We start from the raw sequence: 14,270 nt of genomic DNA on the forward strand, positions 1-14,270 counted from the left end.
TCAGCTTTCGCTGAGGGCGACCTTCATGTCCTTGACGATATAAATGACTTCGCCGTCAGCTTCCACGATGCCGTCAGCGACGCCCATCGTCAGGCGGCGGGTCTGGATCGCTTTGGTGAAATCGATCTTGTAAGTCAGGCGTTTGCGGTCGGGGCGGACCATGCCGGTCAGCTTCACTTCGCCAACACCAAGAGCGTAGCCGCGACCCTGCCAGCCGCGCCAGCCCAGATTGAAGCCTGTCAGCTGCCACAAGCCGTCAAGGCCAAGGCAGCCGGGCATAATGGGGTTGCCGGGGAAGTGGCAGTCAAAGAACCACAGGTCCGGCGTGATATCGAATTCAGCGACCACGTGGCCCTTGCCATGCGCGCCACCATCGCCAGAGATGTCGGTGATCCGGTCCATCATCAGCATGGGCGGCGCAGGCAGTTGGGCATTGCCGGGGCCGAAAAGTTCGCCGCGTGCGCAGGCCAAAAGGGCGTCTTTGTCGAAGTGGGTGGGATACTCGGCCATGGCGATCCTTCGTGTCCGGTCTGGGCGCATCTTGCGCCGGCTGCAGGTTAGTATTTTGCGCGCCACGTCTAGCATTACGGCCTTTGCAAGGGCAAGGCTTGCCTAGATGCGGGAAAGACGTTGATCCGCAGGGCCTTGATCCCATATGAATGGGACATGAGTGAATTTGCCAACCTTTCGCCCGGCACGACCGACACCGCAAGCCAATGGCTGGCGGGCGTTGGATTGCGTCCGACCCGCCAACGTGTGACGCTGGCCGCCTTGCTGATGGGGGACGGGATGGACCGTCACGCCACCGCCGAGGGGTTGTTTGCGGCCGCCGCGATTTGTGACGAGCGGGTATCGCTTGCCACCGTGTACAACACGCTGCGTGCGTTCTGTGCGGCGGGGTTGCTGCGTGAAATCACTGTCGACGGTGCCAAAAGCTATTTCGACACCGATATGTGCGATCATCCGCACTTTTATTGGGAAGACACCGCCGAGCTGACCGATGCCCCGCGCGAGGCGCTGGATATCCGCAGCCTGCCGCAAGCCCCGAACGGCGCCCAGATCGTGGCCGTCGATGTAGTCATCCGGCTGCGGCGCAGCTGAGATATTCGTCAAAGCGTTAACGGCGCGTTAACCTTTTGCGAGGCACGTTGGGACATGGTAAATTCAGGACGCCGGGTCCTACCTGGAGTCGGCACATATTTCTTTACTGTCCGCTTGGCTGATCCAGAATCGGATTTGTTGACGCGGCATATTGAACTGCTGCGGCTGTCGACTCGCATGTGCCAAATCAGGCACCCTTTTGATATTGGGGATGCGGTCGCGTTGCCGGACCGGCTGCATGTGATTTGGACCCTGCCGCCGGGGGATGACAATTATGCCGTCCGCTGGCAGTCCATCCGGTCCACCTTTGCGCGCCACGTGCCAGAGCAAGAGGTCCATGAGCGAAAGATGGCGATCTGGCAGCGGCGGGTCTGGGACCGGCCCATCTTGACGCAGGCTGATTTGGCGGAGTGCCGCGCCTTGATCAACGAGGCGCCGGTGCGCGCGGGGTTGGTGCGTCATGCCGCTGATTGGCCCTATTCCACAGCAAGCCAAGCCTACCTGCGCGGAAATTCCGGCGGGTCACCGCTGTTGCATGTGATCGAGGGTGGTCGGTAGGTCGCGCAGTCCAAGGGGCGCAGCCGTAAAGCTACGGCCTTAGAACCACTGACCCGGCTCCATCAGGCCTAAGTCCAACAGCTGCTGGGAGTGCCATTCAAACGGCGCAGAGTTGTGCCAGTGGAATGTCTTGATATGCGCAGAGGATCCGGGGTTGCGGCGCAGTGCCTTGGCCGTGCGAAAAGAGCATAGGGTCGCGGTAAGGCTGTTGTGCCACGGGCAGGCAAAGGTATTGAATTCCGGGTCGTTAAATGTGTGATCGTCCCGCAGTCGCAGACCGGGCTGCGCCCGGAACAAAGATATGCGGTCGATGCGGCGGCGGGGGACGGGGATATGTTCTTCGAACCGCCAGCGCAGGCCGCCAAAGAAGTCCAATTGCCGGTCCAGAAAGGCGTCGTCTTTATTCTTGCGGGCCAGCGCGTAGTAGCCGGATTTGTCCAGATGGGCGTCCTGCAGGCTAACAGCGGTCGGGTGGGCGTCCAGATCGCGGGCATAAAGGTCGACGACATAGGTCAGAAGGCTAAAGCGCCGTTCCTCTACGGAAAAGGCCAGCATTTCGCCGACAGCGCGCGTTTCGCAGAAGGGAAAGAATAGGTATTCTGTGTTGTAGCCGTAGTAAATCCACTGCCCCGGTGCCGCATCGATCACGCCATTTACGGCGTCGGTCAGGGTGTTTTCCGTGGCAGCATCGTGGTTCACCCGCGTGATTTGCGCAGCAAGGTCAGCGGCGACGTCGATATCCGCTTTGCCAATCGCGACGACCTGCCGGAACCCAGATTTAAGGTAGTGGCGCAGGGTGCTGTCGACCTCGACGCTGTCCTCTAGCAAGATAATCGCGATCGGTCCTTTGGCCAGCGCCGCGCGGCCGTTTTGCAAAAAGTCGGTCAGGCTGGAAAATGTCATGGATGCGCCGGGTCAGAAGGTCGCGCGCAACTTCGGCGGAATCGCCCTGCATTGCAAGCCCGCCGCCCAAGCGTTAGGGAAGGAGCCGTCCCTTTTTGTCAGGTCCCGCCCATGTCCGCGCCACGCAAGCTTTTCGTCAAGACCTATGGTTGCCAGATGAACGTCTACGACTCAGAGCGTATGACGGAAGCATTGGGCGGCGAGGGGTATGTCACGACGGACCGCGCTGAAGATGCGGATATGATCCTGCTGAACACCTGCCATATCCGTGAAAAGGCAGCGGAAAAGGTCTATTCCGAACTTGGCCGGATGCGGGCGCTCAAGGACGCGAACCCTGATCTGAAGATCGGTGTCGCAGGTTGCGTCGCGCAGGCCGAGGGCGAAGAGATCATGCGCCGCGCGCCGATGGTTGATCTGGTGGTTGGCCCGCAAAGCTATCACCGTCTGCCCGCGATGGACCGCGCCGTGCGCGGCGGGGCCAAGGCGCTGGACACCGATTTCCCTGATGACGACAAATTCGACACGCTTAAGGCGCGCACCAAGATGAAGCGCGCGCCAGCTGCGTTTCTGACCGTGCAAGAAGGCTGCGACAAGTTCTGCGCCTTCTGCGTTGTCCCTTATACCCGCGGGTCAGAGGTCAGCCGCCCGGCCGACCGCGTCATGCGCGAGGCGCGAGAGTTGGTCGACGCTGGCGTGGCAGAGATCACGCTGCTGGGGCAGAATGTGAACGCCTATCACGGTCATGACGCCGGCCTTGCCGGTCTGATCTGGGATTTGTCCGCCATTGATGGGCTAAAGCGGATCCGTTTTACCACAAGCCATCCCAACGACATGGATGATGCCCTGATCGAGGCGCATGGCACCTGCGACAAGCTGATGCCCTATCTGCATTTGCCTGTGCAGTCCGGCTCTGACCGCATCCTGAAGGCGATGAACCGCAAGCATACGGCGGAAAGTTATCTGAAACTGGTCGACCGCATCCGCGCAGCACGGCCTGATATCATGCTGTCCTCTGACTTTATCGTCGGCTTCCCCGGCGAGACGGAAGAGGATTTCGAGGCGACGCTAGAGCTGATCCGCAAGGTCGAATTTGGGCAGGCGTATTCGTTCAAATACTCCACCCGTCCCGGCACCCCGGCGGCCGAAAAGCCGCAGATGCCAGAGGACGTCATGGCAGAGCGTCTATCCCGCCTGCAGGCCTTGTTGACGCAGCAGCAGCGCAAGATTCAGGACGACATGGTGGGCCGCACCGTGGGCGTGCTGTTTGAAAAGCCGGGCCGGATTGACGGGCAGATGATTGGAAAATCTGATTACCTGCATGCGGTTTACGCGGACGCACCCGCCGATGTGCTGGGGCAGGTGCGGCAGGTTAGAATCACCGTCGCGGGCACGAATTCTTTGGGCGGAGAGCTTGTGCGCTGAAAAGTGCCAATGCCCGAGAGCGTTAACGTTTTGTTAAGGAATGTCAGTTGTGGCAACCCACTGTTGCCGCCTGCGACACAATATGTTGTGAATTCCGCTTTCAATGTCCGCTGATCTTGCTAAAACTGCGTCCATTGTGTGTTAAAGAAACCTATCCATACCCATGATGGTATGCGCTGTTTCAATAAAGAGGTATTCGCCGTGGCAACCACCCCGACCCAATTTGCAAAGGCCGCGCTTGCGGGCGTTCTGGCGCTGACAGTTGTCGCCGGGGGCGCATCTGCCCAGCAGGTCAACCGTTCCGAAAAGTACGTCCCCACCATTTGGATCGATCCCGATGGCTGCGAGCATTGGGCGATGGACGACGGTTCCGAAGGCTTCATGTCGCCGCACCGCCGCCGTGACGGCAGCGCCGTGTGCCACCGCTCTGAAATTTGCGGCGTGGTCCCGACAGATCAGCTGTTCGCAACGGACAAATACGCGATCAGCGCGGCTGGCCGCGCGACCTTGCAGAACTTTTTCCAGACGGCGAACGCCTTTGGTTTTATGATCTACGGTCACACCGATAGCCGTGCATCTGACGAATACAACATGCGTCTGTCTGCCAACCGCGCTAACGCTGTTGCAGGTGTTGCGCAGTCCGTTGGTGGCCGCGTTGTGGACGTCCGGGGCCTTGGCGAACGCCAGCCACGCGCCGACAACAACTCCGCTGCCGGGATGCAAGAAAACCGCCGCGTCGAAATCTACTGCATCCGCTGAAAGGAAGCCCTGATATGAAAATCATGAAACTCATCGGGCTTTTGGCCATTGGCGGCGCGCTTGCAGCTTGCGAAGGCGGCGAAGGTATTCGCCAAATCGGTCCTGATAAATCCATCGACGGCGGCGTGAACGCGCACCACCTGTCCACGCTGGTTGCTGGCGTCTGGGTTGACCCAGAAGGCTGCGATCACTGGATCATCGATGACGGCGTCGAAGGCTACCTGTCAGAGCGTCTGACGCCCGATGGCCTTCCGGTTTGTTCCGGCGTTGCCCCGCCGAACACCGCCGTTGGCCCATTCAAGGCCGGATCTCCGATCCCGGACTTCTTGTAATTTGCTTGCATCATAAGCATTTCAAAGGCCGCAGCACACGCTGCGGCCTTTTTTCGTTTCCGGTGCGACCAATGACTTGCGGCCGGCGTTCAGCCTTGCAACGATAATCATAGACACTCTGTATCAGGAGATACGATTGCCCTCTGGCGTTCTGACCCCCACCGCTGCCGACGTTTCGGAATCCGTTCTGGAATTTCCCGACAACTTTTTGCTGATCGACTTGTGCGGCCAGTTCGATCGCAATCTGACTGCGATCGAAAGCGCGCTTGGCGTGCAAATCCTGCGCCGGGGCAACCGGCTAGAGGTGGTCGGCGCCGAAGCCCCGCGCCATGATGCGCTAGATATCCTTAAATCGCTGTACGAGCGGTTGGAATCCGGCAAAACGCTGGAGCCGGGCGATATCGACCGCGAATTGCGGATGCACCCTGACATGTCCATCACCAACGGCGACCAGCCAGAGCTGTTCAAAGGCGAACTGGCCGACCGGGTGGAAATCAAGACCCGCAAAAAGCTGGTCGAGCCGCGGACCGAGGCACAAAAAGCCTATGTCCGGTCGCTGTTCGAAAACGAGCTGTGTTTTGGCATTGGGCCTGCGGGCACGGGCAAGACCTATTTGGCCGTCGCCGTCGCGGTGAACCATTTCATCAGCGGCAATGTCGACCGGATCATCCTGTCGCGCCCCGCGGTCGAGGCGGGGGAAAAGCTGGGCTATTTGCCGGGCGACATGAAGGACAAGATCGATCCTTACATGCAGCCGCTGTATGATGCGCTGAACGATTTCTTTCCGTCCAAGCAGGTCGCAAAACTGATCGAGGAAAAGCGGATCGAGATCGCGCCGCTCGCCTTTATGCGTGGCCGCACGCTGGCCAATGCCGCCGTGGTGCTGGACGAGGCGCAGAACGCCACGACCATGCAGATGAAGATGTTCCTGACCCGTCTGGGCGAAGGGTCGCGCATGGCGATCACGGGCGACCGCACGCAGATCGACCTGCCGCGCGGTGTGAATTCCGGTCTGTGGGAAGCAGAGCGTCTGCTGAAGAATATTCCCAAGATCAGCTTTAACTACTTCACCTCTAAGGACGTGGTGCGGCACCCGCTGGTCGCGCGGATCATCGAAGCCTACGAGGCGGACGCGGAAAAGACCGGATGAGCCATGACCTTGTGGCTGGCGTGCGGCAGGCGATCTTTCACCTGCGCGGCCAGCCCGTCATTCTGGACGCTGATGTCGCGGCGATCTTTGATCGCACGACAGGGGCGGTAAACCAAAGCCGCCAGCGCAATGCGGGGCGGTTTTTGGACGATTATGCCTTTCAGCTGACCGCCGATGAATGGGCCAACTTGAAATCACAAAATGTGATTTCAAGTGCGCATGGCGGGCGGCGCGGGCGGCCTTGGGCCTATTCCGAACAGGGCTTTATCATGTTGGTCACGGGGTTTCGCGGCGCGGCGGCAGACCGGGTGGCCCGCACGGTCGCGGAAACCTTTGTCGCGTACCGCCGGGGCGAATTGCCCGCAGGCCGCGTCTTTGACGGGGCCGATGCGCCCGAACTGCGTCAGTCCTTGCGTACGCAGTTGGGGCAAATGCTGGGCGCGATTGCCGCGATGCCCTTGCCGGGCGGGTCCACCGTGATGACGGAACTGGATCAAGCCACGCAATCGGCGCTGGGCCGGGTGCGCGCTTGGCTGGATCAGCCGGGCAAGGAAAACACCAAGCTTGACGGCGAGATCGCAAAACTGGCCGCTGATACGCAAAAGGCCTATGCCGAAATTAGGCGCACGGATGCGGAAACCGCCAACCTTTGGGCGGATACGGTGCTGAAACGCCTCGACGCGGTGCGGCAGCTTCGCGCGATGGTGCAGCAGATAGAGCGTGACGATCTAAGCGGAATGCTGGATGACAGCTTTGGGCCGGCACGGGCGCCGGTCAGCTTGCCGTCACGGGACACGATACATGACGATTGATTGCCTGAATGAAGACCCGCGTTGGGATGCGCTGGATTTGGAAGCGCTTGCGCTGGCCGCATCGGACGCGGCCTTGGCCGAACTTGGCCTTGATCCAGAAGCTTGGGACATCAGCCTGATGGGCTGCGACGATGATCGCATCGCCGCGCTGAATGCTGATTTTCGCGGCAAACCGACCCCGACAAATGTGCTGTCATGGCCATCGGATGAACGCGGCGTGGATCTGGCGGGCGAAATGCCGGCCGCCCCAGATCCCACTGACCCCGAACTGGGCGACATTGCGATTGCCTATCAGACCTGCGAAGCCGAAGCGCAGGCCGCGGGCAAGCCGATGACAGAGCATGTGACGCATCTGATCGTGCATGCAACGCTGCATTTGCTGGGTTTCGATCACGAACGCGACGAAGACGCCACCCTGATGGAGGGGTTGGAGACGCAGATACTTGGCAAGATGGGTCTAGATGATCCATACCGTGAATAACGCCGCAAGGCACCAGATAGGCAGGGAGACGATGGGCGATACCGACGACGGGTCTTTGGAGGCAGCGCAAAGCGCGCAGCCTGAGCAGGCAGACGAACAACAAAGCGACGAACAGCGCGGCAATTTCTTTAGCAGGCTGTTTGACGCCCTTTCGCCAAACGGCGACGGCGAGGATGAGGAAAGCGAAGGTGCAAGGTCCACTGCGCCGACCTTGACCGTGCCGGGTATGCTAAATCTGCGCCGGATGCGGGTCGAAGATGTCTCGATCCCAAAGGCCGATATCATCGCCACATCTGTCACCACGACCAAGGAAGACCTTGTCGCGACCTTCCGCGAAAGCGGCCTGACGCGGCTGCCTGTCTATGACGGAACGCTGGATACGCCGCTGGGGTTTGTGAACCTCAAGGATTTTGCGCTGAAATACGGCTTTAACGGCGATGCCATTGCCTTTGATCTGCGCGCTTTGCTGCGGCCTTTGTTGTTTGTGCCGCCGTCTATGCCGCTTGGCATTTTGCTGACCAAGATGCAGGCCGACCGCACCCATATGGCGCTTGTGATCGACGAATACGGCGGCACTGACGGCTTGGTCACGATCGAGGACTTGCTGGAACAGGTCGTCGGCGCGATCGAGGACGAACATGACGTGGACGAGGTGAAAAGCTTCAGCCTAGAAAGCCCCGGCGTCTATATCGCGCAGGCCAAGACCGCGCTGGAGGATTTCGAGGCCGAAATCGGGATGAACCTGACCGATCACGATGACATCGACGAAGAGGAAATCGACAGCCTTGGCGGCCTTGTCATGATGCTTTCCGGCCATGTGCCGGTACGCGGCGAAGTGATCCGCCATCCTGACGGGCCAGAGTTCGAAGTGCTGGACGCCGATCCGCGCCGGATAAAGCGGCTGCGCGTGCGCATGCCGCAGGCCTGATGCGGGGCTGATGTGACGATCCTGACAGACCGGCTGTGGCTGCTTGGCCGCTGGCCGCGCGTTGCGGCTTTGCTTGCGCTTGGGCTGGTTATCGCCCTTGGCATGGCGCCGCTGGACTGGTGGTTTGTTGCCGTGCCGGGCTGGGCGTTGGTGCTGGCAGTGCTGACCTCTGCCCCGACGCTGCGGGCGGCGGGGCGCGGGGCGCTGCTCATAGGGCTTGGCTATTTCGGCCTGACCCTGCGCTGGCTGGTCGATCCGTTCTTGGTCGACGCGGGCACGTGGGGCTGGGCCGCGCCGTTGGCTGTCACGCTGATGGCACTGGGGGCGGCGCTGTTCTGGGTTGCGGGGACATGCCTTGCGCGCGTGATCGCACCGGGACGACTGTCCGCGCTGGTTTTGTCGCTGACGCTGGTCGAGGCGGTGCGCAGCTATCTGTTCACGGGCTTCCCTTGGGCCCTGATCGGTCATGTGCTGATCCCGACGCCTTGGGCACAGCTTGCATCCTATGGCGGCCCGCATCTGTTGACGCTGCTGACGCTTGGCGTGGCAGCGGGTCTAGTTTGGGTGGCACGCAAACGGTGGCTTGGCGCTGTGCCCTTCGTCATCGCACTGGCTGCGGTGCCGCTGTTGCTGCCGCCTGCCACGGTGATCGACGCAAATGCCCCCAACATCCGCATCGTGCAACCCAATGCCCCGCAAGAGGAAAAGTGGGACCCCGAACGCAACCTGACCTTTTTGCGCCGCATGATCAGCTATACCCAAGCGGGCCCGCGCCCTGATCTGATCGTCTGGCCCGAAACCGCCGTGCCTGTCCTGATGGATTATGCCCAGCCAGAGCTAGAGGCGATATCTGAGGCCGCCATGGGCGTGCCGCTGGTCACCGGCATCAATCGCAGTCAAGGCGGGCTTTATTATAACGCGCTGATCGTGCTGGGCCGGATGGGGCAGGTGGTGCAGACCTATGACAAGGCGCATCTGGTGCCCTTTGGCGAATACGTTCCCTTTGGTGAGACATTAAAGCGGTTCGGCATCCACGGCCTTGCCACGTCAGAAGGCGGCGGCTTTGCCAGCGGCACGGTGCCGCAGCCTTTGATCGATTTGCCGGGCATCGGCCTTGCGCGGGCACTGATTTGCTATGAAGGCATCTTTGCCGAAGAGATCGCGACAGCCGAACGGCCGCGCCTGCTGCTGCTGATCACCAATGACGCTTGGTTCGGCAAAGGGGCAGGGCCGACGCAGCATTTGATGCAGGCCCGGCTGCGCGCAATTGAACAAGGGCTACCAATGGTACGCTCTGCCAATACAGGGATCAGTGCGATGATTGATGCATATGGTCGCATCACCGCGATGATCCCGCTGGATACAGCGGGCTATGTTGATGCACCGCTACCTGCGGCGCGCGCTGCAACGCCCTACGTGCGTTGGGGTGATGTGCCGGTCATGATTTTGGTGTTGTTGAGCCTGATCGCAGCGGCCTTGCACCACCGCAAGGGGCGGGGCGATTTGCGTTGACCCTGCGGGGTTGTCTGCTTAACGAAGCGGATGACCTGCCACAACGGCTTCCTGACGTGGCGGGGTAATTTTAAATGGAGCACGTCCCATGGCACGCCAAGATTACATTTTCACCTCTGAATCCGTGTCAGAGGGACACCCTGACAAGGTCTGCGACCGTATTTCCGACAGCATCCTTGATGCGTTCTTAACCGAAGAGCCCGAGGCCCGCGTCGCCTGCGAAACCTTTGCCACCACCAACCGCGTTGTGATCGGCGGCGAAGTCGGCCTGAGCACCCTAGAGAAAACACAAGCGTTTCTGGCTGGCGTTCCTGACATCGCCCGCGCTGCGATCAAGGATATCGGCTACGAGCAGGACAAGTTCCACCACGCCACCTGCGAGATCACGAACCTGCTGCACGAGCAGTCGGCGCATATCGCACAGGGCGTCGATGCCTCGGACGATAAGCCCGAAGGCGCGGGCGATCAGGGCATCATGTTCGGTTTTGCCACGCGCGAGACACCAGAGCTGATGCCAGCCCCGATCCAGTACGCCCATGCCGTGCTGCGCCGCCTTGCAGAAGTGCGCAAATCCGGCGAACAGCCGACGCTGCGCCCCGATGCGAAAAGCCAAATCTCAATGCGCTATGTCGATGGCAAGCCGGTGGAGGTCACGTCGATTGTGCTGTCCACCCAGCATTCCGACGAAAGCCAGACCAGCGCCGATATTCGCGCGATCATCGAGCCGTATTTCCACGAAGTGCTGCCAGAGGGGCTGATCACCGACAAAACCGAATGGTGGGTCAACCCGACTGGCATCTTTGTCATCGGCGGCCCCGACGGCGACGCCGGCCTGACCGGACGCAAGATCATCGTGGATACCTACGGCGGTGCGGCCCCGCATGGCGGCGGCGCGTTCTCTGGCAAGGATCCAACCAAGGTTGACCGCTCTGCCGCTTATGTGGCGCGCTATCTGGCCAAGAACGTCGTCGCGTCCGGCATGGCCGAAAAGTGCACATTGCAGCTGTCCTATGCCATCGGCATCGCGCAGCCACTGTCGGTCTATGTCGATCTGCATGACACGGGCGAAGTCGATCCGGCTGCGGTCGAAAAAGCGATCCGCGCCACGATGGACCTGACCCCGCAGGGCATCCGCACCCATCTGGGCCTGAACCGCCCGATCTATGCCCGCACCGCGGCCTACGGCCACTTTGGCCGCGCGCCAGAGGCGGACGGCGGTTTTAGCTGGGAACGCACTGATCTGGCTGATGCGCTCAAGCGCGCTGTCTAAACGCTGACTGATGTGACAGCGGAAAGGGGCGGGCCAGTGGTCCGCCCTTTTTGCATCTCGGCAGCGGTTGCGGGCGCGGTCGGGCTCGGCTAAAGCCTGCGGCCATGACTGAAGATAGACACCCATCGGGCGCCCCATGGCGCAATTTCTATGGCCGCTTCCGGGGCAAGACCATCCGTGCGAGCCAGAAGGATTACCTTGAAAACGACCTGGACGCATTGTCGCCGGGGCCGATTGACTGGGACATCAACCCGGACCGGGTAAAACTGGACCCTGCCGCGATCTTTGACGGCAAAGATATCTGGCTGGAAATCGGCTTTGGCGGCGGCGAACATCTGGTCGCCATGGCAGAGCGCTATCCCGAGATTGGCCTGATCGGCTGCGAGCCGTTTATTAACGGCGTGGCGATGCTGCTGGGCAAGATCCGCAAGGCTGACGTGGAAAACCTAAAGGTGCATCCCGGCGACGTGCGCGATCTGTTCGACGTGATGCCTGACGCCGCAATATCCAAAGCGTTTCTAAACTACCCCGACCCATGGCCCAAAGCCCGCCACCACCGCCGCCGTTTCGTGACGGCAGAGCATCTGGAGCCGCTGTTTCGCGTGCTGAAACCCGGCGCAGAATTCCGCGTGGCGACGGATATTCCCGACTACGTGCGCCAGACGCTGGAAGAGGTGCCAAAGGCGGGCTTTGTGCTGGAAACGGCGCTGCCGGACGGTATGAACACGCCTTGGGATGACTGGGTGTCAACGCGTTACGAGCAGAAAGCGCTGCGCGAAGGGCGCGATCCCCATTACCTGACATTCCGCAAACCGGCCTGACGCCGTCCGGCGCTGTTGACACTGCGGGGCCAAGGCACCCCGCCCGCCATCCCAGACGTTCGTTGATCTGGCGCCCCTCGACCCGGATCGGCGGCTGGGCTAAGCAGGGGCCGAATTTGCAAAGGAAGCCCCTATGTCCGGCCATGGCACCCCCGTTCCGATGACCTCTCGCGCTTGCGGGCCGCTGACCGGCGTGGCCGAAGTGCCGGGGGACAAGTCGATCTCTCATCGCTCGCTGATCCTTGGCGCGATGTGCGTGGGCGAAACGCGGATCACCGGCCTGCTCGAAGGCGACGATGTGCTGGATACGGCAAAGGCGATGCGGGCCTTTGGCGCGACGGTCACGGACCACGGCGGCGGCGAATGGTCGGTGCAGGGCGTGGGCGTTGGCGGCTTTGCCGAACCTGCGGGCGTTATCGACTGCGGGAATTCCGGCACCGGCGTGCGTCTGATCATGGGCGCGATGGCGACCACCGGCATCACCGCGACATTTACCGGGGATGCATCCCTGTGCAGCCGCCCCATGGGCCGCGTGACCGATCCGCTTGCCTTGTTCGGCACCCGCGCCGTGGGCCGTGAAGGCGGGCGTCTGCCGATGACCATTGTCGGTGCGGCGCACCCGGTGCCTGTGCGCTACGTCGTGCCGGTGCCTTCGGCGCAGGTGAAATCCGCCGTGCTGCTCGCCGGCCTGAACGCCCCCGGCCAGACGGTCGTGATCGAAAAAGAAGCCACGCGCGATCATACTGAACGGATGCTTGCCGGCTTCGGTGCCGAAATTGACGTCGAGGACACAGACGAGGGCCGCGTCATCACCCTGCAAGGCCAGCCAGAACTGCAGCCGCAGCAGATCGCTGTGCCGCGCGATCCCAGCAGCGCGGCCTTTCCGGTGTGCGCGGCGCTGATCGTGCCCGGCTCTGACGTGCTGGTGCCCGGGATCGGCCTGAACCCAACGCGGGCGGGTCTGTTCACCACCCTGCGCGAAATGGGCGCCGACCTGACCTATGAGAACGAGCGCATCGAGGGCGGCGAGCCTGTCGCCGACCTGCGCGCCCGTTATTCGCCTGATATGAAGGGCAACAGCGTCCCGCCTGCCCGGGCGGCCAGCATGATTGACGAATACCCTGTGCTGTCCGTCGTGGCGTGTTTTGCCACGGGCGTCACCGATATGCAGGGCGTGCGGGAACTCCGCGTCAAGGAAAGCGACCGCATCGACGCGATGGCCAAGGGCCTGCGCGCCGCTGGCATCGACGTGGCCGAAGGCGACGACTGGTGGCAGGTTACGGGCCTTGGCGCTGGCAATGTGCCCGGCGGGGCCACGGTCGAAAGCCGCCTCGACCACCGCATCGCGATGGCCTTTATGGTCATGGGCATGGCCTCGCAAAAGCCAATGAGCGTTGATGACGGCAGCCCGATCACCACGTCCTTCCCGATATTTGAACCGCTGATGGCGCAACTCGGCGCGCAGGTCAGCCGGGCGAACGGATGAGCTTCACCATCGCCATCGACGGCCCCGCCGCTGCCGGCAAAGGCACGCTCGCCCAAGCCTTGTCCGCGCATTTCGGCTTTGCTTATCTGGACACCGGACTACTTTACCGCGCCGTCGGCGCTGGCGTGATTGCGGGCGGTGATCCGGTCGCGGTTGCGCAGGCCCTTGATCCATCCGACCTGAATGCGGACACCCTGCGTACACAAGCTGTGGCAGAGGCCGCCAGCCGCGTTGCGGTTATTCCCGACGTGCGCGCCGCACTCGTAGCCTTTCAGCGCAGCTTTGCCCGCCGGGACGGCGGCGCGGTGCTGGACGGGCGCGATATTGGCACGGTGATTTGCCCTGACGCGGACGTGAAACTCTTCGTCACCGCCAGCGCGGAAATCCGCGCCGACCGGCGCTTTGCCGAACTCACCGCCAAAGGTGTGCAAACCGACCTTGCCGCGATCCTTGACGAAGTGCGCGCCCGCGACGACCGCGACCAAAACCGGGCAGAGGCCCCCTTGATCGCCGCCGCCGACGCAACCTTGATCGACACCACGTCCATGACCGCCGCAGAGGCGCTGGCTGAGGCCATCACTATCGTGACCGCAAAGCGCGCTTAGCCCAGCGTCCTCCTACTTCTGGTTAAAAATACCTCGGGGGCGCGGGGGCTGGCCCCCGCAATCCACCTCTCACCCCGATCTTCCGTTCGCGGGACGCGCCGCACCCAGTGCAGCGCTGCACAGACCATGT

16 protein-coding genes and 1 riboswitch are annotated in these 14,270 nt (G+C 61.8%); of the genes, 14 read left to right on the top strand and 2 right to left on the bottom strand.

Annotated features, from left to right (window positions below; translation table 11 throughout):
* Positions 1-510, bottom strand: a complete 510-nt coding sequence (gene fabA / locus KBW81_RS03730; RefSeq protein ID WP_090187831.1) for a bifunctional 3-hydroxydecanoyl-ACP dehydratase/trans-2-decenoyl-ACP isomerase — start codon at positions 508-510, stop codon at positions 1-3.
* 156 nt (positions 511-666) lie between these two features.
* Between fabA and irrA the strand changes: the two genes are divergently transcribed.
* Together irrA and KBW81_RS03740 are read left to right on the top strand one after the other, a co-directional pair.
* Positions 667-1,101, top strand: coding sequence for an iron response transcriptional regulator IrrA (gene irrA, locus KBW81_RS03735; RefSeq protein ID WP_090187834.1), 435 nt, complete (start codon positions 667-669; stop codon positions 1,099-1,101).
* Positions 1,102-1,239: 138 nt separating this feature from the next.
* Complete coding sequence (locus KBW81_RS03740) at positions 1,240-1,659, top strand: REP-associated tyrosine transposase (protein ID WP_139222598.1); 420 nt, start codon at positions 1,240-1,242, stop codon at positions 1,657-1,659.
* 39 nt (positions 1,660-1,698) lie between these two features.
* On the opposite strand, the gene KBW81_RS03745 is transcribed toward KBW81_RS03740, so the two are convergent.
* Positions 1,699-2,562 (bottom strand): hypothetical protein, encoded by an 864-nt coding sequence (locus KBW81_RS03745; protein ID WP_254248399.1) that lies wholly within the window; start codon positions 2,560-2,562, stop codon positions 1,699-1,701.
* A 111-nt stretch (positions 2,563-2,673) separates the two neighbouring features.
* On the opposite strand from KBW81_RS03745, the gene miaB reads away from it, so the two are divergent.
* From miaB to KBW81_RS03805, 12 genes are all read left to right on the top strand, one after another.
* Positions 2,674-3,984 (top strand): tRNA (N6-isopentenyl adenosine(37)-C2)-methylthiotransferase MiaB, encoded by a 1,311-nt coding sequence (gene miaB / locus KBW81_RS03750; protein ID WP_090187842.1) that lies wholly within the window; start codon positions 2,674-2,676, stop codon positions 3,982-3,984.
* Between the two features lie 201 nt (positions 3,985-4,185).
* Positions 4,186-4,743, top strand: a complete 558-nt coding sequence (locus KBW81_RS03755; RefSeq protein WP_392338222.1) for an OmpA family protein — start codon at positions 4,186-4,188, stop codon at positions 4,741-4,743.
* Between the two features lie 14 nt (positions 4,744-4,757).
* On the top strand, positions 4,758-5,075 hold the full coding sequence (locus KBW81_RS03760) for a hypothetical protein (RefSeq protein WP_090187847.1): 318 nt from the start codon (positions 4,758-4,760) through the stop codon (positions 5,073-5,075).
* 136 nt (positions 5,076-5,211) lie between these two features.
* Positions 5,212-6,225: a PhoH family protein gene (locus KBW81_RS03765; RefSeq protein ID WP_090187850.1), complete on the top strand. Its 1,014-nt coding sequence runs from the start codon at positions 5,212-5,214 to the stop codon at positions 6,223-6,225.
* Complete coding sequence (locus KBW81_RS03770; RefSeq protein ID WP_090187853.1) at positions 6,222-7,037, top strand: ORF6N domain-containing protein; 816 nt, start codon at positions 6,222-6,224, stop codon at positions 7,035-7,037. Before KBW81_RS03765 ends, KBW81_RS03770 begins: the two co-directional genes overlap by 4 nt.
* Positions 7,027-7,518, top strand: a complete 492-nt coding sequence (ybeY, locus tag KBW81_RS03775; RefSeq protein ID WP_254248400.1) for an rRNA maturation RNase YbeY — start codon at positions 7,027-7,029, stop codon at positions 7,516-7,518. Before KBW81_RS03770 ends, ybeY begins: the two co-directional genes overlap by 11 nt.
* Before the next feature lie 31 nt (positions 7,519-7,549).
* The gene (locus KBW81_RS03780; protein WP_090187858.1) at positions 7,550-8,446 is read left to right on the top strand and encodes a hemolysin family protein; all 897 of its coding nucleotides are present in this window, start codon (positions 7,550-7,552) and stop codon (positions 8,444-8,446) included.
* A 12-nt stretch (positions 8,447-8,458) separates the two neighbouring features.
* The gene (gene lnt / locus KBW81_RS03785) at positions 8,459-9,958 is read left to right on the top strand and encodes an apolipoprotein N-acyltransferase (RefSeq protein WP_254248401.1); all 1,500 of its coding nucleotides are present in this window, start codon (positions 8,459-8,461) and stop codon (positions 9,956-9,958) included.
* Between the two features lie 32 nt (positions 9,959-9,990).
* Positions 9,991-10,040: riboswitch (SAM-SAH riboswitch) on the top strand.
* 6 nt (positions 10,041-10,046) lie between these two features.
* Entirely contained in the window at positions 10,047-11,228 is a 1,182-nt protein-coding gene (metK, locus tag KBW81_RS03790) for a methionine adenosyltransferase (protein WP_254248402.1), read from the top strand.
* A gap of 104 nt (positions 11,229-11,332) precedes the next feature.
* Positions 11,333-12,049, top strand: a complete 717-nt coding sequence (gene trmB, locus KBW81_RS03795; RefSeq protein WP_254248403.1) for a tRNA (guanosine(46)-N7)-methyltransferase TrmB — start codon at positions 11,333-11,335, stop codon at positions 12,047-12,049.
* Positions 12,050-12,182: 133 nt separating this feature from the next.
* A complete protein-coding gene (gene aroA / locus KBW81_RS03800; protein ID WP_254248404.1) occupies positions 12,183-13,535 on the top strand; it encodes a 3-phosphoshikimate 1-carboxyvinyltransferase in 1,353 nt (450 codons plus the stop codon).
* Entirely contained in the window at positions 13,532-14,140 is a 609-nt protein-coding gene (locus KBW81_RS03805; protein ID WP_254248405.1) for a (d)CMP kinase, read from the top strand. The genes aroA and KBW81_RS03805 overlap by 4 nt, the downstream gene beginning before the upstream one ends.
* Positions 14,141-14,270: the final 130 nt, after the last annotated feature.

Origin of the sequence: Loktanella salsilacus, assembly GCF_024206795.1 — a bacterium.
GTDB classification, from domain to species: domain Bacteria; phylum Pseudomonadota; class Alphaproteobacteria; order Rhodobacterales; family Rhodobacteraceae; genus Loktanella; species Loktanella salsilacus.

Coding starts and splice junctions, on each gene's coding strand:
- fabA (WP_090187831.1), bottom strand. CDS start 510: ATGGCCGAGTATCCCACCCACTTCGACAAAGACGCCCTTTTGGCCTGC.
- irrA (WP_090187834.1), top strand. CDS start 667: ATGAGTGAATTTGCCAACCTTTCGCCCGGCACGACCGACACCGCAAGC.
- KBW81_RS03745 (WP_254248399.1), bottom strand. CDS start 2,562: ATGACATTTTCCAGCCTGACCGACTTTTTGCAAAACGGCCGCGCGGCG.
- miaB (WP_090187842.1), top strand. CDS start 2,674: ATGTCCGCGCCACGCAAGCTTTTCGTCAAGACCTATGGTTGCCAGATG.
- KBW81_RS03760 (WP_090187847.1), top strand. CDS start 4,758: ATGAAAATCATGAAACTCATCGGGCTTTTGGCCATTGGCGGCGCGCTT.
- KBW81_RS03770 (WP_090187853.1), top strand. CDS start 6,222: ATGAGCCATGACCTTGTGGCTGGCGTGCGGCAGGCGATCTTTCACCTG.
- ybeY (WP_254248400.1), top strand. CDS start 7,027: ATGACGATTGATTGCCTGAATGAAGACCCGCGTTGGGATGCGCTGGAT.
- KBW81_RS03780 (WP_090187858.1), top strand. CDS start 7,550: ATGGGCGATACCGACGACGGGTCTTTGGAGGCAGCGCAAAGCGCGCAG.
- metK (WP_254248402.1), top strand. CDS start 10,047: ATGGCACGCCAAGATTACATTTTCACCTCTGAATCCGTGTCAGAGGGA.
- trmB (WP_254248403.1), top strand. CDS start 11,333: ATGACTGAAGATAGACACCCATCGGGCGCCCCATGGCGCAATTTCTAT.
- aroA (WP_254248404.1), top strand. CDS start 12,183: ATGTCCGGCCATGGCACCCCCGTTCCGATGACCTCTCGCGCTTGCGGG.
- KBW81_RS03805 (WP_254248405.1), top strand. CDS start 13,532: ATGAGCTTCACCATCGCCATCGACGGCCCCGCCGCTGCCGGCAAAGGC.